At 54.0% G+C, this 18956-nt stretch carries 10 protein-coding genes and 1 tRNA gene; 5 read left to right on the top strand and 6 right to left on the bottom strand.

Annotated elements, in window-relative coordinates:
• Positions 1-86: 86 nt before the first annotated feature.
• Positions 87-1997 (bottom strand): phosphodiesterase DibA, encoded by a 1911-nt coding sequence (dibA, locus tag ACOZK9_RS13955; RefSeq protein ID WP_421556041.1) that lies wholly within the window; start codon positions 1995-1997, stop codon positions 87-89.
• A 166-nt stretch (positions 1998-2163) separates the two neighbouring features.
• Here dibA and desA point away from each other — a divergent pair, with 166 nt between their 5' ends.
• Positions 2164-3348: a delta-9 fatty acid desaturase DesA gene (gene desA / locus ACOZK9_RS13960; protein ID WP_152749094.1), complete on the top strand. Its 1185-nt coding sequence runs from the start codon at positions 2164-2166 to the stop codon at positions 3346-3348.
• Between the two features lie 326 nt (positions 3349-3674).
• Entirely contained in the window at positions 3675-4673 is a 999-nt protein-coding gene (locus ACOZK9_RS13965) for a sensor domain-containing diguanylate cyclase (RefSeq protein ID WP_058413031.1), read from the top strand.
• A 238-nt stretch (positions 4674-4911) separates the two neighbouring features.
• Here ACOZK9_RS13965 and gabT read toward each other — a convergent pair whose 3' ends face one another.
• The gene (gene gabT / locus ACOZK9_RS13970; RefSeq protein WP_152745763.1) at positions 4912-6189 is read right to left on the bottom strand and encodes a 4-aminobutyrate--2-oxoglutarate transaminase; all 1278 of its coding nucleotides are present in this window, start codon (positions 6187-6189) and stop codon (positions 4912-4914) included.
• Between the two features lie 182 nt (positions 6190-6371).
• A complete protein-coding gene (gabD, locus tag ACOZK9_RS13975) occupies positions 6372-7814 on the bottom strand; it encodes an NADP-dependent succinate-semialdehyde dehydrogenase (protein WP_421556042.1) in 1443 nt (480 codons plus the stop codon).
• Between the two features lie 371 nt (positions 7815-8185).
• Between gabD and ACOZK9_RS13980 the strand changes: the two genes are divergently transcribed.
• Positions 8186-8262 (top strand) — tRNA-Arg (locus ACOZK9_RS13980).
• 788 nt (positions 8263-9050) lie between these two features.
• Here the strand turns inward: ACOZK9_RS13980 and ACOZK9_RS13990 are convergent.
• Positions 9051-10727, bottom strand: a complete 1677-nt coding sequence (locus tag ACOZK9_RS13990) for a reverse transcriptase domain-containing protein (RefSeq protein WP_421556043.1) — start codon at positions 10725-10727, stop codon at positions 9051-9053.
• Between the two features lie 734 nt (positions 10728-11461).
• On the opposite strand from ACOZK9_RS13990, the gene ACOZK9_RS13995 reads away from it, so the two are divergent.
• Positions 11462-14113, top strand: a complete 2652-nt coding sequence (locus ACOZK9_RS13995; RefSeq protein WP_421556044.1) for an AAA family ATPase — start codon at positions 11462-11464, stop codon at positions 14111-14113.
• 291 nt (positions 14114-14404) lie between these two features.
• Here ACOZK9_RS13995 and ACOZK9_RS14000 read toward each other — a convergent pair whose 3' ends face one another.
• On the bottom strand, positions 14405-15502 hold the full coding sequence (locus ACOZK9_RS14000; protein ID WP_421556045.1) for a lysozyme inhibitor LprI family protein: 1098 nt from the start codon (positions 15500-15502) through the stop codon (positions 14405-14407).
• 82 nt (positions 15503-15584) lie between these two features.
• Positions 15585-16451 (bottom strand): hypothetical protein, encoded by an 867-nt coding sequence (locus ACOZK9_RS14005; protein WP_421556046.1) that lies wholly within the window; start codon positions 16449-16451, stop codon positions 15585-15587.
• A 408-nt stretch (positions 16452-16859) separates the two neighbouring features.
• On the opposite strand from ACOZK9_RS14005, the gene ACOZK9_RS14010 reads away from it, so the two are divergent.
• On the top strand, positions 16860-18884 hold the full coding sequence (locus ACOZK9_RS14010; RefSeq protein WP_421556047.1) for a methyl-accepting chemotaxis protein: 2025 nt from the start codon (positions 16860-16862) through the stop codon (positions 18882-18884).
• The last annotated feature ends 72 nt before the right edge of the window (positions 18885-18956 follow it).

An 18956-nucleotide genomic window follows, 5' to 3' on the forward strand; every position in this document is an offset into this window, starting at 1 on the left:
AGGGGATTTTGCCAGCAGCGCCAACAGTAACGCTGGAGTAGCTCCACTGTGGGAGCAAGCCCTCTCCCACATTGGCCCGGTGTTGCCTATCGAATGGCTGGCGCACGTGACCAATCAATCTGATGCGCCGGCATTGGGCGCCCGAACCAATACCCTTGGCCCATATCGCATTCTTGATCCAACAGAAACCGCGCCTGCTCGACTTGCTCGATGCCTTCGGCGTGCACCTGCATGCCCATGCTTTTCGCCAAGGCAATGACCACGCGCACAATCGCCGCGTCGTCTTCATCCCACGGCAACCCGGCAACAAAACCCTGGTCGATCTTGAGCTTTTGCACCGGCAGACGCTTGAGGCGCAGCAGCGAGGAATAACCGGTGCCAAAGTCGTCGATTGCCAGTTGCAGGCCCAGTTCGCGCAAGCGGTGCAACTGTTCAAGGGCCACTTCGGGGTCGTCCATCACTGCGCTTTCAGTCACTTCAAGCTCAAGGAACGCAGGGTCCAGGCCGGTGGTGTGCAGTACCTGAGCCACTTGCTGGTACAGCTCGCGACGGGCAAACAACCGGCTGGAAACGTTAACCGCGATAAAGCTCAGCGGCGCGCCGCCCGCCAGCCATTCGCACATCTGGCGGCAGGCCTGGCCCATGACCCAGGCGTCAATGTCGGCAATCAGCCCGCTACGTTCGGCGATGGGGATGAAATCGCCCGGCGGCACCATGCCCCGCTCCGGGTGCTCCCAGCGCACCAAGGCTTCGACGCCGATCAGGCGGCCACCGCGCAGGTCGTGCACCGGTTGGTAGTAGACGCGCAGTTCTTGCTGATCAAGGGCGCGGCGCAACTCGCTGGCGACTTCGACGCGATTCTGCGCATGCGCGGTCAGCTCTTCGGTATACAGCGCGTAGCTTTCGCGGCCGGCGCTCTTGGCTTTGAACAGCGCGGAATCGGCATTACGCAGCAACTGTTCGGCGCTCAGCGCATCACTCGGGAACAGGCTGATGCCGAGGCTGGCACTGATAAACAGCTGGTGGCCGTCAAATATAAAGGGCTGCTTCATGGCATCGAGCATGCGTTGCGCCAACGCGGCGGCCTGCACCACCTGTGGACAACTTTCTGCCAGTACGGCGAACTCATCCCCACCGAGGCGCGCCAAGGTCACGCCGGGGCCGAACAGGCCTTTAAGTCGCTCGCCCACCGCTTTGAGCAACTGGTCGCCGACGTTATGGCCAAGGCTGTCGTTGATGATTTTGAAGTGGTCCAGGTCCAGCAACAGCAAGGCACAGCCGCGCTTGTGCACTTGCGCCGAGGCCAACGCCTGCTCGGCGCGGTCGGTGAACAACAGGCGGTTGGGCAGGTCGGTCAGCGGGTCGTGGTGGGCGAGGTGCGCCAGTTCGTGCTGGGAATCCTTGATGGCGCTGATGTCGGAAAACACCGCGACGTAATGACTGACATCGCCCTGGTCATCCGGGATCACGCGGATGGTTTGCCACTGTGGATAAATTTCACCGCTTTTGCGCCGGTTCCAGATTTCACCGCTCCATTCGCCTGTGCGCTCCAGGGCCTGAAACATCTGCTGATAAAAATTCGACGGGTGGTGCCCGGATTTCAACAGGCTCGGTTGCTCGCCCATTACGTCTTCGCGGCTATAGCCGGTTATCTCCATAAAGGCCCGGTTGACGTGCACGATCAGCCCCTGCGCGTCGGTGACCAGCACCCCTTCTCGGGTGCAATCGAACACGGCGGCAGCTTGGCGCAAGCGCTCGCGGTTTTCCTGAAGAGGTTGCTGCAGCTGATGGGTGCGGGCAGAACGCGCACATATCAGGTAAATGGCCAGCGCACTGAGCGCCACCCACACATACCCGAGCACCTCACGCCAGAGCCCCAGATCCCGTGGGTCATCGAGAAACTCGATCAATAAGTGGTTGCCGAGCTGAAGCCACACGATGGAAACCAGCAGGTATGCCAGCCCCACTCCCAAGGCACCTCGGTACGAAAACAGCATATAGTCAGTAATCCTTACCCAAAAAACAAAATCGCCCTACAAAGACTGCGGATTATAGAATAAGAAACATCCGGTCACTCCTATCTGAAAGAGCGGCTGGTTTTCTTTGTAGGCTTAGTGATAATGCGTGAGCTGTTTTTTACTTTATCAGAGGGCCATACAGCCTATGTGGTACAACGGTTTTCTTGACCTGTCAGCCTGGCAACTGGTTGCAGTCACGTTGTTGATGACCCACGTGACCATCATTGGGGTCACGGTCTATCTGCACCGATATTCAGCCCATCGCTCGTTAGAGCTGAATGCCGGCCTGAAACACTTCTTCCGCTTCTGGCTGTGGCTGACCACGGCGCAGAACACCCGCGAGTGGACCGCTATCCACCGCAAACACCACGCCAAATGCGAAACCGTCGATGACCCGCACAGCCCGGTCATAAAAGGTTTGTCCACGGTACTGCGCAAAGGTGCCGAGCTTTATCGCACCGAGGCGGAGAACCCCGAGACCTTGCGCATCTACGGCAAGAACTGCCCGGACGACTGGATCGAACGCAACGTCTACACGCCCTACCCGCTGCTGGGCGTGGCGATCATGGGCGTGATCGACGTGCTGCTGTTCGGCACCATCGGCATCACCATCTGGGCGATCCAGATGATGTGGATTCCCTTCTGGGCCGCCGGTGTCATCAACGGCCTGGGGCACGCCGTGGGCTATCGCAACTTCGAATGCCGTGACGCGGCGACCAACCTGGTGCCGTGGGGCATCATCGTCGGCGGCGAAGAGCTGCACAACAATCACCACACCTACCCCAACTCAGCCAAGCTGTCGGTGAAGAAGTGGGAGTTCGACCTGGGTTGGGCGTGGATCAAAGTGTTCAGCTTCCTGCGCCTGGCCAAAGTGCAGCGCGTGGCGCCTATCGCGCACCGCGTGGAGGGCAAGGGCCATTTGGACATGGACACCGCCATGGCGATCCTCAACAACCGCTTCCAGATCATGGCCCAGTACCGCAAGTTGGTTATCGGCCCGCTGGTCAAGCAAGAGCTTGGGAAGGTTGATCATTCGGTGCGCCACCAATTCCACCGTGCCAAGCGCCTGCTGTCGCGTGAAACCAGCCTGCTGGATGACCGCCACCACCTGCGCATCCAAAGCCTGCTGGAACACAGCCACGCCCTGAAAGTGATCTACGAGAAGCGCCTGGCGTTGCAACAGATCTGGCTCAAAACCAGCTCCAACGGCCACGATATGCTGGCCGCGATCAAGGAGTGGGTGCATGAGGCCGAGGCGAGCGGCATTCAATCGTTGCGCGACTTTGCGCACCAATTGAAGACTTACTCGCTGCGCCCCGCGGCGTTATAACCGGGTATTCACAGCCCGAATGGAACGGTCGGGCTTCCCTTGGTGAATGGGCTTTCTGTGGCGAGCGGGCTTGCCTGCGTTGGGGCGCGTAGCGCCCCTGAAACCCAACACCCACGTTCATCAAAAAAACCCGCATAAACTACCGCCCCAGCCCCCTCGCAAAGCCCAAATTTCACTTTGTCACCACTTTCTGACGTCAGTTCTTAGTCACCCCATTCACGGAACTTCACCGCATTTACCCTCTCTCAATGAACACTTCGCCATCATGGTGGCCCTTGTAGTGACCGCTGCTCCATCCTGCGGCGCGCCCAGAGAGAGTTGTGCCGATGGTTCACGAAAAGCCCTACCTGCCCGATACCCCGACGGCTGAAACACCCCGTTCGGCGGCAGCTACCCTGCTGGCGCTGATGCACGCCCAGGGCGAAGTCGAGCGGCTGAGCGAGCGCGAACAACTGCTCAGTTCACTGCTGGTCAGTGTGAACGCCGTGCTATGGGCGATTGATTGGGAAACCCGCCGCGTGCTGTATGTCAGCCCGGCTTATGAACGGGTATTTGGCCGTTCATCGGGTATGTTGCTGGGCGATCATCGGGAATGGCGCAACAGCATTCATCCCGAAGACCTCGACTACGCCGAACAAAGCCTCGCCCGGGTCCTGGAGCAAGGCGCCGTGGAAGACCGCGAGTACCGCATCATCACCGCCGACGGGCAGATTCGCTGGCTGAGTGACAAATGCTATATCAACCAGCAGGTCGAACCCGGCGAGCCGGTGATCGTGGTCGGCATGGCTGAAGACATCACCGAAAAGAAACAGATGGAGCTGGAACTGCACCGTCTGGCGACCACCGACGTGCTGACCCAAAGCAGCAACCGCAGGCACTTTTTTGAATGCGCCAACCAGGCGTTCGACAGCGCCTGCGCCCAAGGCGCGCCGCTGGCCTTCCTGTTGCTGGACATCGATGACTTCAAAGAGGTCAACGACACCTACGGCCACCTGGAGGGTGACCAAGTGTTGCGGCGTATCGCCGAGAGCGGTCGCGGCGTATTGCGCCGTGGCGACCTGTTCGGGCGCATTGGCGGCGAAGAGTTCGCCGCCGTGCTGCCCGGTTGCCCGCCGGAAATGGCATTGCAAGTGGCCGAGCGGCTGGGCAAGGAGATTCAGGCACTGAGTTTCAACTATGAAGGCCGCGCGTTTACCGTGACCGTCAGCCAAGGCCTCTCCAACCTGCGCGAAGATGACTCAACGCTGGACGTGCTGTTCGCTCGGGCGGATGCGGCCATGTACGAGGCCAAGCGCCAAGGCAAAAACCGCGTAATAGCCAGTTAAAGCGCTCACTCATTGAGTCACTGTTGAAATGCAGTCAACTGTGGGAGCGGGCTTGCTCGCGATGGCCTCAACCCGGTATGCGTGATGCTCCGAAGTGCCCGCATCGCGAGCAAGCCCGCTCCCACAAAAGACACCAATCAGGCTGCCTGCGTACAACCAACCAGCCAGGAATGCGCAGCGCCAGGCACAAAAAAACCCGCCGAAGCGGGTTTTTTCTGTCGATCAAGTCAACCTCTGCTTACAGCTCAGAGAAGCACTCTTCAATGATCGCCAAACCTTTGTCCAACTGCTCGTCCGGCGAGGTCAGCGGCACCAACACACGCAACACGTTGCCGTAGGTGCCGCAAGACAGCAGGATCAGGCCCTTGTCGCGCGCCTTGGCGACCACAGCCGCCACGGCAGCAGCGTTCGGCTTGTGACTGTCGCCATCTTCGAACAGCTCCAGCGCGATCATCGCGCCCAAGGCACGCACTTCGCCGATCACCGGGTACTTGGCCTGGATAGCTTTCAGGCCGGTCACCAAGCGCTCGCCGACGGCTTTGCAGCGGTCCAGCAAGTGCTCTTCTTCGAACACTTCCATCACCGCCAAAGCCGCCGCGCACGCAATCGGGCTACCGGCGTAAGTGCCGCCCAGGCCGCCTGGCGCGATGGCGTCCATGTATTCAGCCTTGCCGCACACACCGGCCAGCGGGAAGCCGCCCGCGATGGATTTGGCGAAGGTGGTCAGGTCGGCAGCAACGCCCATCTGTTCCATGGCGAAGAACGTACCGGTACGGCCGGCGCCGGTTTGCACTTCGTCGGCGATCAGCAGAATACCGTGCGCGTCGCACAGCTCACGCAGGCGCTTCATGAAGGCTTTAGGCGCGACGTAAAAACCGCCTTCGCCCTGCACCGGCTCAATGATGATGGCGGCGATGTCACGCGGCTCGGCATCGTTCTTGAAGATGCGTTCGATGCTGGCGATCGCGTCGTCGACGCTCACACCGTGCAATTCATTCGGGTACAGCGCGCGGAACACGCCGCCTGGCATCAGGCCCATGCCCGCCGAGTAAGGCACCACTTTACCGGTCAGGCCCAGGGTCATCATGGTGCGGCCATGGTAAGCGCCGGTGAACGCGATCACGCCGGCGCGGCCAGTCGCAGCGCGGGCGATTTTGACGGCGTTTTCAACGGCTTCGGAACCGGTGGTGACCAGCAGGGTTTTCTTGACGAAATCACCTGGCACCTTGGCATTGATCTTTTCGCACACTTCTACGTACGGCTCGTAGGCCAATACCTGGAAGCAGGTGTGGGTCAGCTTGTTCAATTGCTCGGTCACGGCGGCGATGATTTTCGGGTGCACGTGGCCGGTGTTCAGCACGGCGATACCGCCGGCGAAGTCGATGAACTCGCGACCTTCAACGTCGGTCACGGTGGCGTTCTTCGCGGATTCAGCGAAGATCGGGTGAATCTGGCCAACACCGCGCGGTACAGCGGCTTCGCGGCGTTTCATCAGGGATGCGTTGGTCTTGCTCATAAAGTCCTCATTCGCCACTCATCGGGTGGCGTGGTCCAAGGAATACGTGGCGGGGAGGCAACTACGGCAGCATGCGATGATCGACTGCCACAGCTTTCCCGGCCACTACGAATAACGTTTTGAAACACGCAAAGGGTCAGCGCTCTCGTGCCCTCTGCGTTTGCAGCCATGCCTTGCCGAGCTTAGATACTCAGGCAGAGGTATTTGATTTCCAGGTAATCCTCGATCCCGTACTTGGAGCCTTCACGGCCAAGGCCTGACGCCTTGATGCCGCCGAACGGCGCTACTTCGTTGGAGATCAACCCGGTGTTGACGCCGACCATGCCGTATTCCAGGGCTTCCGCCACACGGAACACACGGCCCAGGTCGCGGGCATAGAAGTACGACGCCAGGCCGAACTCGGTGTCGTTGGCCATCGCGATCACGTCGGCTTCGTCTTTGAAACGGAACAACGGCGCCAGTGGCCCGAAGGTCTCTTCCTTGGCCACGGCGGCGTCTTTTGGCACGTCCACCAGAATGGTCGGCTCGAAGAAATTGCCTTCCATCACCTTGCCACCGGCCAACAGCTTGGCGCCTTTGCTCAGGGCATCAGCGATGTGTTCCTGCACCTTGGCCACGGCCTTTTCGTCGATCAGCGGGCCCGTGGTGGTGCCGTCTTCCAAACCGTTACCGATCTTGAGTTTGGCCACCGCCACCTTGAGTTTTTCAGCGAACGCGTCGTACACCGAATCCTGAATATACAGACGGTTCGCGCAAACGCAGGTCTGGCCGTTGTTGCGGTACTTGGAGATGATCGCGCCTTCAACGGCCTTATCCAGGTCCGCGTCGTCGAACACGATAAACGGCGCGTTGCCGCCCAATTCCAGCGAGACTTTCTTGATGTCTTTGGCGCATTCAGCCATCAACTGACGACCGATTTCGGTCGAGCCGGTGAACGACAACTTACGCACAATCGGGTTGCTGGTCAGCTCGCCGCCGATGTCGCCGGCGCTGCCGGTGACCACACTCAGCACACCTTTCGGGATACCGGCCCGGTGCGCCAGCTCTACCAAAGCCAAGGCCGAGAACGGGGTTTGCGAAGCCGGTTTGATAACCATCGTGCAACCGGCAGCCAACGCCGGGCCAGCTTTACGCGTGATCATCGCGGCCGGGAAGTTCCACGGCGTAATCGCCGCCGTCACGCCAATCGGCTGCTTGATCACGATCAAACGCTTATCGGGCTGATGGCCAGGAATCACATCACCGTAGATGCGCTTGGCCTCTTCAGCGAACCACTCGATAAAAGACGCGGCGTAAACAATTTCACCCTTGGCCTCGGCCAGCGGCTTGCCCTGTTCAAGCGTCATCAGGCGACCGAGATCGTCCTGGTTTTCGATCAACAGCTCGAACCAACGGCGCAGCTTATTCGCGCGCTCCTTGGCCGTCAGCGCACGCCACGCCGGCAGCGCCTTGTCGGCGGCCTCAATGGCGCGGCGAGTTTCAGCAGCGCCCATCTTCGGCACAGTGCCGAGAATCTCGCCGGTGGCAGGGTTATTAACCTTGATGGTTTGACCGTCGTCCGCATCCACCCAAGCGCCGTCGATAAAGGCTTGTTGGCGGAACAACTGAGTATCTTTGAGCTGCATGTCGGCTTTCCTTAACAGCACCGCGCGCGCGCGGAGCGAATTAGAGTTGTAGAAAGGCGCCTTGTGGGCTGCCGTCAGGAAAATCAGCCCCAGCACGCGAAGGTAAGGTGAACAGCGCGCGGGAGACAAAGCGTTTGAAATCTCAAACGAATCCTAGGATCAATGGGGGTACAGGGCAATAGTCTGTTCGAAAAAAAGAACGAAAGCGCCGACCTTGCCAGTGCTTTTCGATCAGCGTTGCGAGGTCGGGTTGCATCACAGTGATCAGCGGTCACCGGCGCAGGGCCTTCGCGGCGCTTTTTCCTACCTGCCAACGCGGAAAAACCAGCATGGACGCCCAAGGGCGACATGGGTATGATGGCGCCCGCAAAGCATCCGTAGCTCAGCTGGATAGAGTACTGCCCTCCGAAGGCAGGGGTCGTGGGTTCGAATCCCGCCGGGTGCACCAAAATGATGTTTCTGGTTGTCTTCTGATGACTACGACACCCCCCCGCAAAGCCCGCCCTGTGCGGGCTTTGTTGTTTCTGCTTGTCTACCTTTATCTCTCCTCATACTGTAGCTCTGTGTATCCCACGGTGTACCCTCAGGCATCTCTAGAACCGAGGGGATACACGGGCGTGAAACGGTCAGAAATCAAACGCAGACCACTTAGTGACAGCGCGCTGGCAAGCATCGAACCCGAGACCGGGGAAGATCGCGAGCTCGACGGTAATAGCCTGTATCTGCGCGTGAAGCCAGACGGCCAGAAGTCCTGGCAGATTCGACAGCAGTAAGGAAGCGCGTCGCCTGGGCGAAATCCTATTTAGTTTTATCGAACAAGCCAGCACCGCTTTATCAACCGAAGACGATGCCATCAGGCAGGCGCTTGCCGTCGTCCCACGCGATGATTTCACCACTGGCGAGTATGAGTTGAAGAACCTGATCTATCGAACACGTCGACGTTAGGAGCTGAATGCTACGATTGAGGGACAGGCGCAAACCCTCACGTCCTGAATGCATCGCGAGATAGAGATTACAAGCCGCCTTAGGGCGGCTTTCTAATGATATAGGCGTCTGCCTAGATAAATAGAAGAGCTGCCCACGAAGTTTCTAGAGATAGCCAATCGCTCTCGACCTTATTAACTTCTCTCTCCGGCTTACCCAACATACGGTACAAAAAACGGTCAGAGGAGGAAATTGCGGCGCAAAATAAATTTCTTTCTCTAGTCGATAAACTTTTCTAAGCCTGGCAGGGGCTCACTTTCTAAAAAGATTTTTGATTTCTTGAATTTTTGTAAATAGAGGACAAAACCCCTCAAATGAAACGTCATCAAATGGAGCGACTCCCTCATGAATATTCGTCGCAAAGTCCACTTTACTTAATGCCACACTAGCTTTTGTAGAAATATTTATGACACCAGAGTCACAAATCAATGATTTCGGAGGGGTCCTAATGAAAATACAAGGATCTTCGAGATGACAACTATGTTTATCAAACTCACTTTTCTTATATAGGCGCCTACCAGCACCATCAACTTTAAACAAATCCGAATCTTTATATAGATGCTCAATACAGATATCAGTCTCAGCTCTAAAGCTAGGCCGAGGAATAATCAAGCTAAAGACATTATTATTATGATCCATATAGTCTCCAGACGACCCTCCCATACTTTTCACATATGCCTGTTCGTCTCGATCAAATATGCAAATTGTTAGACAACGCTGAGCATTTGCGCTGAGTGTCTCGCATAATGACTTTAAGTTACTGCTTCCATATTCCCTTTGATTTGGGAATGTCAGATTTAGATCTAGGTACAATCTATTCTGTTGAGCATCCCTAAAGGCTTTCTCTATATGCTTTTTATCAGTGACGCCTTCTACAAAAACCTGGACCTCTTCAATAACCGACAAGGCTGAGACTTTAGCGTCGAATGTAAACTTATCATCTAACTTCTTTAGCTTCTTAGCAAGACTTAGATAAACCGGGTCTGCCTCACCTTTAACATGTTTGACAAAGTTTATTTGTCCGCGCACGACCCATCGGAAACGCGGCGGCTCGCCTGCTCTATCTCTTGAGTCTACCTTATTGCGCCAATACTCTTCTGCCGCCTCTAAGCCAAATTTTTCCCAAGAATAAAGTGCTGCTCGTATTTTTTTAACGTACTCACGAGGTACATTCGTGCGAGAATTTACGACAATACCCGTCACGACTTGGCGCTGAGAAATCGGCTTAAGAGAAGTTTTTTCTTCATTTGGCAGGAAGCCCGCGCGCACAATTTCCGATTTTAACTCCTCGCCAATTATAACGTTGCTCTCGGTATCACTCTTTCGTGCAAGCGAGGCAGGAAACAAACTATTGCTCGTAGAAAAAAACAAATCATCTGCGTACCGACTGTAATAACATTTATGCTTGGAAGCTAGACGTTTTAAATTATAGTCCAAACCCTTACAAATTACATTTGTAATCCATGGACTTAACGGACTTCCTTGTGGTAGAAATCCGTCCTTAGTGCTAATTAGCGCAAGTGCACGAGCGGCTTTTGGTGCCATACAAAAAGGCGGGTGCATAAACATGCCAGAGACACGTGCGGTAGTTATGCTCGGGAAAAAGTCCTTTATATCAACTCTTAGCACCCATCTCTGCCTAACATGAACTGCGCTATTCTGAAGAATACCTCTCCCCGGAATGTACCCATAGACACAGTGCCTGAAAGTCGCTTCAGGAGAAAGCTTCTTGAGAATAGAACGCTGAAGTTCTTTTAGACCTCGGACAGGAGCGTCAATTGTACGCTCGCCCCCTGAACGCTTTTTGATCGAAAAAGAAGTGTACGCTTTTGCAGAGTCGAGATAGTAAGCATAGTACGCGACCACTCCCCTTTTGACCCCAATATAACTCGCGAGGTCCTGATTATTATTTATCTGGGGAATAGCCATCTTTCATCCTTAAAATGGAGGTGCACACTCAGGACTCCAACTACGCAGAGCTATCCATCTGCGCGCGACTCGAAGAGTCAAAGGTGTAAGCACAACAAGCTAAGACGAATCAATCTTAGAAATGCGAGTCCTGAGGGTGCGTCAGGATCATAATTCAGTTGCAGCAATCTGCCAAGTTTCAAAAATGGCCCTCCCACGAGACTCATTAGATTTCAGAAAAAATAAGGCCGAAAGCGGAGAGCTGCTTCGGGTCGGTTGAGGTCCTTTTTCGTTCTTATCCTACGTACCTTCTCAGCAGCACCCGCTGCCAGCGCGAAAGCAAATGACTGATCAGTAACGGCGAAATCAGATGCTCAGAAAAGCGATAACGCAACTGATCCCGTTGATTGAGTAATCCATGGCTGGGTGACGAACGCTCCACTCGGCGCGCGCAGTTGTCCCCCCACCACACCTGCGGTCTAAATATGTCGCTTTTTCTGCACCTCCTGCACCTATGCTACGTCAAGGCCCTACTGGTCTTGAGCCGTTTTTTTGAGGAACTGCAGCCCTGCGAATCCCTGCAGTTCTCTACCTCAATACACAAAGCAAACCTAGTCAGTAATGGCGACTACCCCGCTTTACTTCAGACTAATTATTGTTAGCGTTCTTGGCTGAGCTTGAACGTGCTTATGACTTCTAGACGGCAAGGCGCTTTACGAGTAAAACATATCAAAAAGCCACTACAAGGAACGTGCATGAACTCGTATCAAGCGATTGTGGAATGGGCGGCAAAAGACCTGCCAGAATGGGAAGCAGACCTTGTTCGTCGCCTTTTACAAGACTCAGCGTTGGGTCCAGACCAGCTTAAGCAAATTGCGAAAAACGCACTGTGCGCCTTCGGCATTAATGATGAGAATGAAAATAAGGAATGCTCACCGCCGGTGTATCAATTAGACGGGGCCATTGCCGAAACCTCCGTCGAACCTATAAAACTGTGTAGCATCGACATTGTAGAAAATATCAATGCCATTCATTCAGAAGCCAAACTACCGTTTGGACACTCTGGAATCACACTAATATACGGAGAAAACGGCTCAGGAAAATCAGGATACAGCCGGATATTAAAAAACGCATGCTTTGCAAAACATGTAGAACCAACACTTCTCAGTAACATTTATAAGCCAAAGACATCCAAGCAATCCGCCCGCATAAGCTTTTTGAAAAACGGCAGTCGAGAGGAATGGACCTGGACTCCAGGAAGAAACCATGCGGAATTAGCCTCCATTAATGTATTTGATACCGACTGCGGAAAAACCTTGCTTGATAGCACCAACCGCGTCACATACAAGCCCCGAGGCGCGGACATCTTCGACCATGTATCCCAAGCAATAGAAAGCGTCAAAAATACAATTCAATTAAAGCTACGAGACGCGAAGAAACCAATTATAAACGGCTTAGAAGAAAATATAGAAGTTCAAGCATGGTTAGATCGTATGTCGGACAAAACCAACAGCGCCGACGTGAAACTCACTCTCACTTGGAGTGAGCAAGATTCAAGCGACCTAAAAAACTTAACAGGCACTGTTACCGACTACGAAAATGGCACAACAGTAAAAACCATTGCGAAATTAACAAAAATCTCAACGGAGCGGCTTCCCCGAGCAATCCAAAAACTAGCTGCTGCCGCAAAAATATTAAACGAAACAAAACCTGACGAAATTAATAACTTACAAGTCGCTGAAGTCGCTGCAAAAAAAGCTTACGACTTTTCGCTAACAACTTTTGACAAAGCAGATCCGTTAGAGGGTGTTCACTCCGACCCTTGGAAAATTCTTTTTACCGCAGCCAAAGATTTTTCTACCTCTCATGCCTATACCGAAAGCGAATTCCCGAACACTAGCGAAGACGCGTTGTGTGTCCTTTGTATGCAACCACTTGATGACCATGCAAAAGATCGTCTTGAACGCTTCTGGCAATTCATGCAAGACAAGAGCAAAGTAACTTATGACAAAGCTTGTACCAATTTAAAAAACAAAAAAGATGAAATTATCAATCTGGCTTTACCCGAGTCAGAAGCTTATGAACCCCTTTGTAACGAGTTGGCGGAGGCAGTAGGTTCAGACTTTGGATTGGCTGAAGCTTTCCGAACACTTAAGACCAGACAGGAGTTTTTCAAAGCGGACCAGCCTAATAATGCAGCATATAACAAAAGCAACATTTCTGCTGAATTTATAAAAGACAGCATCTCTGAGAAGCTCAACAAAAAACTTGAAGAACTTCAAGAAAATGTATCTCCCGAAAAATACGAATTAGCCAAAGAAAACTTAAAGAAGAAAAACACTAAAAAGTTGCTGTCAGACGCGTCCGAGAAAATCATCAACCACATCAACAGTCTCAAACACAATAAAGATGTGGAAAGTGGTATCAACTCACTGAAACAGACAAAAACACGCTTTTCCAGCAAGGCAAAGTTAATTATTTCCGAACTAGTAACACCTGATTTTATTAGTAACTTCAAAGCAGAGCTGGATGCATTTGGTATCGAACTAGAAGTTAATATAGCGCCAATCGTTAAGGACAGCGACACCTCCCACAGTTTTTCAATAGGTGCACAAAAACCAGGAAAAGTTCTCAGTGAGGGTGAGCAAAAAGTTGTTTCACTGGCAGCGTATCTTGCAGAAATTAAAACATTCTCAAATTCATCACCCATTGTTTTTGATGACCCTGTTAGTTCTCTTGATCACGTATACCGTGAAAAAATCGCGTCCCGTCTATGTTTGGAAGCCTTATCAAGACAAATAATAATCTTCACCCACGACTTAGCACTTATTATGGAGATCGATGGCAAGTGCACGGAAATGGCTTTAAGTAAGAACATACGCCCTGCCGTTTCTTCATTTACAGTCAGAAGAAATGGTAAAGATTCTGGGTTCTGCCATATAGAAGCACCTTGGCGTGGAATGAGCACAAGTAACAGAGCGCACAACTTAGAGCAGGAGTTAAACACCTTCAGAGATCTCTATGATTCGGATATTTCAAATTATAATAAAAAATCTGCAATGCTTTACTGCCTACTAAGGGAGGCTTGGGAGTCTTCAATTGAGCAGGACCTTTTCTTCGATATAGTTAGCCGCGGAAGAAACAGCGTACAAACTACTAGGCTAGGTCAAATAACAGTTGAGCCTTCAGATGCTAACCGAGTAACTACTAACATGTCCCTTGCGAGTAGTTGGATGTATGGTCACGATAAATCTAGATCTCTATCAGAAAATAGGCCAACGCCAGCAGAGATAAAAATTCATATTAACGAGTTGAGAACATTTGCTAGCGACATTGCTACCCGTAGAAAGGCTGCAGAAAAAGCATTCAAGGCTCAGACCCAGCCTCCCGTTAGCACCTTCGGATAAGGTTCAGCAGGTTGCCAAGGCAGGGCTGGACCCTGCCTACGTGTATCCCCGACCTAAAAACAGAAATAAAAACCTTTTATTTTCAAATGGATAGTGATCCAGTAAGAAGCCCGCCGGGGCACCATATAGTGGTTTCGGACTGTCTCTGACGGTCTACGAAACGCCCCAAGAAGCCCGCCTCGTGCGGGCTCTCTTGTTACCCGCTATCCATCTCTCGAAGCAACCGCTCCCCCCACGCCCTAGCCACCGCTTCAGCGCTCTTTCACCGCGCCACACGCTCTACACACACCCTCAAACAGCCTGCGGCTCCGGACCAAACTCCAGGCATTCAGACAATGGCGTGAACTCACCTCTACGGCACAGCCATGCTGTTAAAAGGCTGTAGCCCGATGACGCTGCGACTATGTGGGCTCTGCTTTGCCTGGCTTCTCTGCGTTGCCGCGCCTCGGCCTGTGTTAGCGACTCACCTTTTCTGCGGGCGGTGCCAAACAACGACAGTATTAACAGCCCCATGACGATGTAGAACACCGACACCAAGGTCAGCTTGGCAATCACGGTCAGTAGGATATTGACGCCGCCTTGGTTGGTTTTCACTGAGGCATACAGGGCATACACGACTGCCAGCAGCACGCCGGTGGCCACAGACACTTGGTACACTTCTTTAGGCATGCCTAACCAGCCGCAAACAAGGCCAATGAGCAAGCCGGTGATTGGCAAACCATTGGTAATTGCGGCGTCGGTGTAGTCATTATAGATAGTTGCCTCTTCCCGATGATGGCGTAGTACCGCCCAGCAGGACGCCAGGATTGCTGCCAGCAACGCGCATTTCCATGCGACGTTGCCTACCTGCTGCCATAGCGATTCTTTCTGTGGCGCCTGACTTGCTGGCGGCTGCGGGGCTGTCTGACGGGGCGTCGGCTGAGCATTAACAGCCTGCTGTTGCGCGGCCTGTCGTCGTTGTTGAGAAGCCTGCTCTTGGGCTATGTAAGCTTGGTTTTCGCGGCGCGTTCTTTCAGCTTCTTCAGCGTAAGATTTGGCCATTTGCTGTTGCCGCTCAGCCTCCAGTTTCTTGCCTGTTTCGGCGCTTTTAATGTTTTCAAGCGCTTTGATACGCGCACCCAGTGTTTGATCCAGGCATTTCTGTGTGGTGCATTGGTCGCGAATAACAAGCCAGTCACGCTGGGATTGGCGAAGCTCATCCGGCTGATCGGTGGCGCTCAGGGCAGCCTTGTAGCGCCCCGCAAGGATGTTATCGACGCCTGACAGGTAGCCATCACGGCAAATTTCTTTTTCGGCAAAATTGCCAGCTTTAGTGCAGTCAAAACTGGCGGCCATCGAATGGTTGGCAAGTAACAGCAATAACAGCGCAGTCGCGCGGTGAACTAACATTTAGACGATCTCCTGTCTGGCAACCCGAGAATGAATATCCCTGTCACATTCAATGTGCCGGGCTCATAACGGCCAGCTCCGTTTAGCCCCGCACGTCGGCAGGAAAGTAGTCAGGGAGTACGCAACCGGCTTCGCCCGCAATGCACAGCGCGCTGCCTTCATCCATATAGTCTTTATAAGTGCCTTGGCCGATGAATGCGGATGCGTCACCACGACAGTTGGGACCGTCCTGCCCCTCGTCAGCGCAATAGGCAGGTTGGCCCTCGTATTGAAAGATCACGATTTTGTCTGCACTTGGGTTGCCCGCGACGGTGTGGCTTTCAAGTGTCTGTGTTGGCGTTGTGGCAGCGGCATTTTTTGCGCGCTCACGCTCGTTAATACCGGCCACAGCCAGGTCAAAGCGGTTGGTCAGACGCTGTATGGACTCAGCCCCGCCTTTGCCCGATTTTTCGAACAGCATCCAAATATAGGTTTCGTCAGCAGGGCCGTCGACCAGGTTGATCGTGTGTTGCCCATCCGATACCTGAACACCGAGTAACCCTGTGACGGTGGCCCAACTGCGTAAAAAATGTTTGGGTGCTACAGAAAACAACAGGGCGATGTGTTTTCCACCCGCGAGTTCTGCACGGGCTTCAACTACCTTCATGCCTGTTGCCGCAAAAATTTTGTGGGCTTGCTCAGACTCGACGTAGCGGATGTCCACGTTGGACAGCAACTTATTGTCCTCAAGCGCATCCTCAAGTTCTCTGCTTGTATCTATCCCCATGCTTGCCAACAGCCGCTCTTTGCGCTCTGGGTCTTGCGCGGTAGTGCCAGTTAGCGGGATCAGATCTTTAGGCGTAAGTTCTTCGACAGCGCTGATTGCATTGTTCGAAATAACATACATGGGAAGGTAAAAAAACAGGCCGAATAGCAACACAGACAGCCAAATTTTAAACAGGGTACGCATTCGCAATCCTTTACGTGCTCGGGGGGTAGTCCCACCAGGCGTTCCATTCCCAAAGGTCGGGCTGTCAACGCTGGCAGTGACCGTACCCTCAGATTATCGGACGAATGTGCGATAGCTTGAGATCTGCTGAGCATCCCTCCCAAGACGCCTGATGCACAACGCCTCCACGGATGATGCCATTGCGACATCACCGCTCTCGAAAAGATCCTTTCTTATACAAAAATATAAATTTGTACAACTTTTTATAAAGTATTTAGCATCAACGCCGACACGTTAAATGTAACGATTAATTTCATTCAAACGTTGAAAAGCCGAGAAAGCCGAAAAGAGCCAGGCAACCTCGAGAAAATGGACCGTTCTCACCCCAAAAACACAAACAAACCGTCCCATTCCGGGCCTGTGAGAACCATGAACATCCTTACTCCTGCCGTAAACCTGGCTAACCGCCTACGCTTCCCCACCAAGTTCGGCCTGCTGGCTATCATCGTCCTGATCCCGCTGGTGTTGCTGGGCTGGCGCATCATCCATCAACTCAACGACAGCCTTGAAAATATCAGTTCGGAGCAGCTTGGCCAGCGCTACCTGATGGAGGTGACGCCGGTACTGCGCTTGTCCATGCTGCAGCGGGCGCTGACTAACCGGTTGCTGAGTGGTGACCAGACCGCTCAAGCCGACCTGTCTGCCAACCAGGCAAAGCTTGAAGAGGCTTTTTCCAAACTGGCGACCATTGACAGGCAATTTAATGCGCAACTGGAAACCGGTGATCGCGTGCAGCGTTTACGGGCAGGTGCACAAAAACTGATTGAGCAGGCCAAAGGCAATGCCAACCAGGCGAAGATGTTCGACGAATGGAATGATCAACTGACGGAAACATTGAATTTCGTCTATTTCGTCTCTGCCACGTCCGGGATGGTGCTGGATGAGGATTTCGCATCGCTGTTCATGATCGATCAAAGTACCTTGAGGTTGCCGCGCCAGATCAACATTGTCGGGCAGCTGCGCGGCATGACCAGCGGCCTGCGTGACGGGCAACCGTTGGGCGATGGCAACCGCTTGGTTATCCAGTCGTTGCTCAAGCAAGAGCAACTGATCCGCCTGCAACTGCAACAGAGTCTTAACCTGCTTCGTCGTAAAGAGCCTGTACTCGCCGATAAAATCCAGGCACCGGTGACTAATGCGTTACGCGACCTCGACAGTTTCCGCAGCGACCTTGAGGCCATGGTGGGCTCAACGAGCGACACCCTGAGCGGCGTACAGAACTTGCTGCCCAAGGGCAACGCGGTGGTTGCCGAGCTGTACAAGGCGCAGGACCTTTTGCAAGCTGCTCTGATGGACACGCTGGACCAACGCAGCCATGAGAAAACCTCTGAACGGTCGCTGATCCTGGGCATGTTTGCCTTTATGGGCTTGCTGCTGGCGTATGCGTTCAGCGGTATCTACAGCGCCATGCGCAGCACCATCAACGCAGTGCTCAACGCCGCGCGGCTGATCGCTCAGGGCGACCTGACGACGCGCCTCACGGTGCAGGGCAGAGACGAGATGGCCGACGTGAGTACCAGCCTCAATCTGATGGTTCAGGCCTTCGCCGATTCGCTTTCACAGGTCGAGCGCAGTTCGCGTTCGGTGTCCGACGCGTCCACGCGCATGGGCTTGTCGATCGATCGCGCCAAGCACTCGATGAATGTGCAGCAACAGGAAACCGAGCAAGTCGCAACGGCCATCAACGAAATGACCGCCAGCGTCGCGGACGTCGCGCAAAACACCGAAGGCGCAGCGCATGCCGCCGAGCATGCGCGCCAGGCATCCAACACCGGGCTTGCGATGATGCAAGAGACGCGCGTGACCATTGAGGCGCTGGCCAACGAAGTGCAACTGAGCGCGCAGAAGGTCTCGGCGCTTGCACTGCACAGCCAGCAGATCGGCGGCGTGATTGAGGTGATTCGCAACATCGCCGACCAAACCAACTTGCTCGCACTGAACGCTGCGATTGAAGCGGCGCGAGCCGGTGAGCAAGGTCGCGGGTTTGCCGTGGTGGCTGACGAGGTTCGAACCCTGGCCTCGCGCACGCAGAACTCCACGGAAGAAATCCGCCGGATTATCCAGGAGCTTCAGGTGGCGACCTCGGCAGCCGTGGAACAAATGAAAGCGGGCGAGCAACGTGCGCAAGAATGTATTGCGTCCGCCGACCAGGCGTCGAACAGCCTGGATGCTATCAACGATGGGGTTGAGCAGATTGTCGGGATGAACACGCAGATTGCGAGTGCGGCGGTTCAGCAGCACGCCGTGTCTGAAGACATCAACCGCAATGTGACTGAAATTCGTAACGGCAGCGTCGTGCTGATGGAAGGCGTGGAAGACAACGCCATCACGGCAGAAGAGCTTTCGCTGTTGGCCGCAGAGATGCGCACGGTGGTTTCGCGCTTCAAACTGTAGGCAAGCCGCGCAGTGATGGAACACTGATACCCGCCGCTAAAACAGCCCCCGCACCCGCATCCGGTGCGGGGG

Origin of the sequence: Pseudomonas kitaguniensis, assembly GCF_049199985.1 — a bacterium.
GTDB classification, from domain to species: Bacteria; Pseudomonadota; Gammaproteobacteria; order Pseudomonadales; family Pseudomonadaceae; genus Aquipseudomonas; species Aquipseudomonas kitaguniensis.